General features: G+C 63.4%; 4 protein-coding genes. 1 reads left to right on the plus strand and 3 read right to left on the minus strand.

What is annotated here, in order from left to right; all coding sequences use genetic code 11:
- Nucleotides 1-829: 829 nt before the first annotated feature.
- On the plus strand, nucleotides 830-1,447 hold the full coding sequence (locus tag AC1VTH_RS06920; protein WP_481335422.1) for a hypothetical protein: 618 nt from the start codon (nucleotides 830-832) through the stop codon (nucleotides 1,445-1,447).
- A gap of 307 nt (nucleotides 1,448-1,754) precedes the next feature.
- On the opposite strand, the gene AC1VTH_RS06925 is transcribed toward AC1VTH_RS06920, so the two are convergent.
- Genes AC1VTH_RS06925 through AC1VTH_RS06935 form a run of 3 tightly spaced genes read right to left on the minus strand, consistent with a single transcriptional unit; the run spans nucleotide 1,755 to nucleotide 4,405 of the window.
- Entirely contained in the window at nucleotides 1,755-2,465 is a 711-nt protein-coding gene (locus tag AC1VTH_RS06925; RefSeq protein ID WP_293673435.1) for an ABC transporter ATP-binding protein, read from the minus strand.
- 1 nt (nucleotide 2,466) lies between these two features.
- Entirely contained in the window at nucleotides 2,467-3,291 is an 825-nt protein-coding gene (locus tag AC1VTH_RS06930; protein WP_481335423.1) for an ABC transporter ATP-binding protein, read from the minus strand.
- 49 nt (nucleotides 3,292-3,340) lie between these two features.
- Nucleotides 3,341-4,405, minus strand: a complete 1,065-nt coding sequence (locus AC1VTH_RS06935; protein ID WP_481335424.1) for a branched-chain amino acid ABC transporter permease — start codon at nucleotides 4,403-4,405, stop codon at nucleotides 3,341-3,343.
- Between the last annotated feature and the right edge of the window lie 23 nt (nucleotides 4,406-4,428).

Raw genomic sequence — 4,428 nt, forward strand, 5'->3', positions numbered from 1 at the left:
CTCAACACGTAAAGAGGATGAATCAGTTACCAAAGCAATGCCCCGACCGCTTTCATGCCCCTCGATCACAACGCACTTTTCGACCAGATGAGACGGCATCGTGGAGGCCGCCCACACACCGGTTCATCCGAATTACGCATCGGCCCTTATCGATTCGTCCAATCTACGCACCCATCTCAACGACTCATCCGAATTACGCATTCAAAGACCTCTAGATGCGTAATTCGGTTGAGCGAAGAATTGCAACACGTAAAACTGACGAACGGATAAAGCCTCGCGCCGGTGCGCCCGCCCGTCCGAGTCAGCGACCGCCGCCCGCGGCGCGCGCTAGCCCGCTTGCATCAACAGCATTACCTGCGATGTTAGATTCCTGTTAGGTCGCGCACGGAATTCTGTTAGATGCGCCTGCTAGCCTCCGATTAAAGATGAAGATGGAGGCCGCATGAGCATTAAGCGAGACCGCGAAATCAATCGACTGCTCAACATGTCGGAGAGCAGCAAGAGCTGCCTTGCGGTAAGCGACAGAGCATTGCAAGAGGCGCTCGAAAGACGCGTCGGTGGCAAGCTTACGAACCCAAGGCCACGTCTCTATGCTAGAAAGGCCTATTGGGAAAGGCTCGGCAAAGCGGAGCGCGAACGGCATATCATCCGTGGGTTGGCGAAGCTCCACCCCGGCTGGATTTTTTGCCACGCAAGTGCGGCGGTCATGCATGGGCTGCCAGTCTCGTGGCGGCATCTGAAGCGGGCCCACATCCTCACGGGAGAGCCAATTCCACGAAGCAAGAGCGGGGTTAAGACGCAGCGGCACTATCACAAGCGAGCCAGCCTCATGGACGAGGCAACCATCGGAGGCGTAAGGTGCACCTCGCTTGAGGACACCATCGTCGATTGCCTGCTAGCGTTCGACTTCAAAGACGGCCTCGCCATCGCGGACGCGGCTCTAGCCCGTCTCGGCAACGACGGCGAGCGGCTCGAGAGGCTGGTACGCGAACGAGGGCGCAGGCGCCCGGGGCTACGCCAGGCGCTCGAGACCATCCGCTGGGCCGATTCCCGCAGCGAGAGCGGGGGCGAGTCGATCGCGCGCGCCGTCATGATCGAACACGGATTCATGCTGCCCGAACTGCAGGTTGTTGTTGGCGACCCCTCCAGGAAGGGCAAAAGCTGGCGTTGTGACTACATTTGGGTGCTCGCTGATGGAACGCGAGTGGCCGGCGAGCTCGACGGGCTCGAGAAGTACACGAGCCCCGAGCTGACAAAGGGGCAAAGCGCCGTGAAGGTCATGAGCAACGAGCGCATCCGCGAGTCGCAGCTCACGCTCGCCGTTGACCGCGTGCTGCGCTTCACCTGGGACGACGTAAAGGACGAGCAGCGACTCGTGGCGAAGCTCGAGCAGTTTGGAATTCCGAGGACCTGGCCCACTGCTCCGGTCATCGACTCGTCCAAATGACGCATTTACTCCATCCGCTCGTCCGCATTACACATTTAGAGGCCTCCAAACGCGTAATTTGGATGAGCGGACGGGATGCGATGGCGGCTGCGACTCGGACAATAGAAGCGCCCAGCCGCGGACGGATGCCGGGCTGGGCGCTCAGGCGCTCACTATGTGCGAGAAACGCGTTAGGTCGCTGGGAGCGATCCCTATGCGAGAAACGTGCCAAGTCGCCGGGACGACAGCCTCGTACAGGCCGCACGGGCGTCGCATGCCGCCTAGCACGAGAAACGTGCAACGGCCGGAGCAGCGCACCAACGACGCATCAGCCGCCGAGGTAGGCCTGCTTCACGCGGTCGTCGTTCGCGAGGTCTGCGGCGTTGCCGCTCATCGACACGCGGCCGGTCTCGAGCACGTAGGCGCGGTCGGCCACGGACAGGGCCATGCGTGCGTTCTGCTCGACCAGCAGAACCGTCGTGCCCGTCTCGTGCAGGGACTTGATGATGTTGAAGATCTCCTGCACCAGGATGGGCGCCAGGCCCATCGACGGCTCGTCGAGCATGAGCAGGCGCGGCTTGCTCATGAGGGCGCGACCCATGGCGAGCATCTGCTGCTCGCCGCCCGACAGGGTGCCGGCGCTCTGCCCCTCGCGTTCCTTGAGGCGCGGGAAGCGGTCGAACACCATCTCGAGCGAGTCGGCGATCTCGGCCGAGTCCCTACGGGTGAAGGCGCCCATCTCGAGGTTCTCGCGAACGCTCATCTGCAAAAACACGCGCCTACCCTCGGGGCACAGGGCCATGCCCTTGCTCACGATGGTGTGCGGCGGGATGCCCAGCAGGCTCTCGCCCTCGAACTCCACCTTGCCCTCGCGGGGCTTGAGCAGGCCCGCGACGGTGTTGAGCGTCGTGGACTTGCCGGCGCCGTTCGCGCCGATGAGGGTCACGATCTCGCCCTCCTCGACATCAAACGAGATGCCCTTCACCGCGTGGATCGAGCCGTAGTAGACGTTGAGGTCGTCAACGTGAAGGATGCTCATGCTAGGCCTCCTCATCCTGCTTGCCGAGGTAAGCCTCGATGACCTGCGGGTTGCTCTGGATCCGCTCGGGCGTGCCCTTGGCGATGATCTTGCCGTAGTTGAGGACGGCGATGCCCTCGCAGATGCCCATGACCAGGTCCATGTCGTGCTCGATGAGCATGACGGCAATCTGGAACTGGTCGCGAATCTTGCGGATGTTGTCCATGAGCTCGGCCGTCTCGGACGGGTTCATGCCGGCGGCCGGCTCGTCGAGCAGCAGCAGCTTGGGTTTGGTGGCAAGCGCGCGCACGATCTCGAGGCGACGCTGGGCGCCGTAGGGCAGGGACCCCGCGATGTGGTTGGCGTAGACGCTCATGTCAAAGACGTCGAGCAGCTCGAGGGCACGCTCGTGCATCTGCTTCTCGGCACTCCAGTAGGCCGGCAGGCGGAGCATCGAGCTCCACATGCCCTCCTTGACCTCATTGTGCAGGCCGATCTTGACGTTGTCCTCGACGGACAGCGACGAGAAGAGGCGGATGTTCTGGAAGGTGCGGGCCACGCCCAGGCGGCTCGCGGCGGCCGCGTCCATGCCAGCGGTGTCGATGCCGTCGAGCATGACCATGCCGTGCGTGGGCTGGTAGACCTTCGTGAGCAGGTTGAACACGGTGGTCTTGCCGGCGCCGTTGGGGCCAATGAGGCCCGCGATTTCGGTCTTGCCCACGGCGAAGTTGAAGTCGTCGACGGCCTTGAGTCCGCCAAACTCGATGCCGAGGTGGCGGCACTCGAGGACGGGGCGCTCGTTGACGTCGCGCTCGGGAACGATCGAGTCGGTGGGCAGCGGCACCATCTTGGTGTGCTCGCGACGCTCGGCGGCGTGGCGCTCGAAGGCGTTGGTCTTAGCGCTCACTGGCCTCGCCTCCCTTCTCGGCAACCTTGGCCGGACGCTTGAACTTGGCCTTGAAGGTGTCAACGAACTGGCGCAGCAGCGGGTTGTTCGAGACGATCATGACGAGGATCAGCACCACGGCGTAGATGAGCATGCGCCAGTCGGAGATGGCGCGCAGCATCTCGGGCAGCACGGTGAGCAGCGCCGCGGAGATGATCGAGCCGCGAATGTTGCCCATGCCGCCCAGCACGACGAAGACCAGCACTAGGATCGAGGTGTTGAAGTCGAACTTCTTGGGGACGATCGAGCTGTAGCCCATCGCGTAGAAGCAGCCGGCGGCGCCAGCAAGGGCGGCGGCCACGACGAAGGCGACGAGGCGGTACTTGGTGACGTTGATGCCCACGGACTCGGCGGCGATGCGGTTGTCGCGCACGGCCATGATGGCGCGGCCCGAGCGGCTGTTCACGAGGTTGAGCACAACCGTGACGGTGATGAGCACGAGCACGATGCCGATAACGAACGTCGACATCTTGTTGATGCCCGTGGCGCCCTGCGGGCCGTTGATGAGCAGCGTGCCGCCCTGCATGCCCAGCGACTTGGCGTCGGTCATCGAGAAGTGCAGGCCGGAGGCGTCGAGGCCAACGTAGAGGTTGTTGAGGATGTTCTTGATGATCTCGCCAAAGGCCAGGGTCACGATGGCAAGGTAGTCGCCGCGCAGGCGCATGACCGGGATGCCGATGATGAAGCCGGCGACGGCGGCGAGCAGCGCGGCGGCCACGATCGCGATGGCGTAGGCGAGAAGGCCGTTGCCCACCATGCCGCCCACGAGCGAGAAGACGACGACGCCCGAGAAGGCGCCCACGCTCATGAAGCCAGCATGGCCCAGCGACAGCTCGCCGGAGATGCCCACGACGAGGTTGAGCGACACGGCCATGCACACGTAGGCGCAGATGGGAATCAGCTGGCCTGCGAGCGAGTTGGTGAGGATGCCCGTGGCGTCAAGCGCGGTCATGATGACGAAGAACCCGACAATGATGCCATAGGTGATGAGGTTGGACTGCAGGCGCTTGCTCATGCGGCGGGGAGCGGCTGCGGCGG

The organism is Parolsenella sp., from assembly GCF_982402205.1.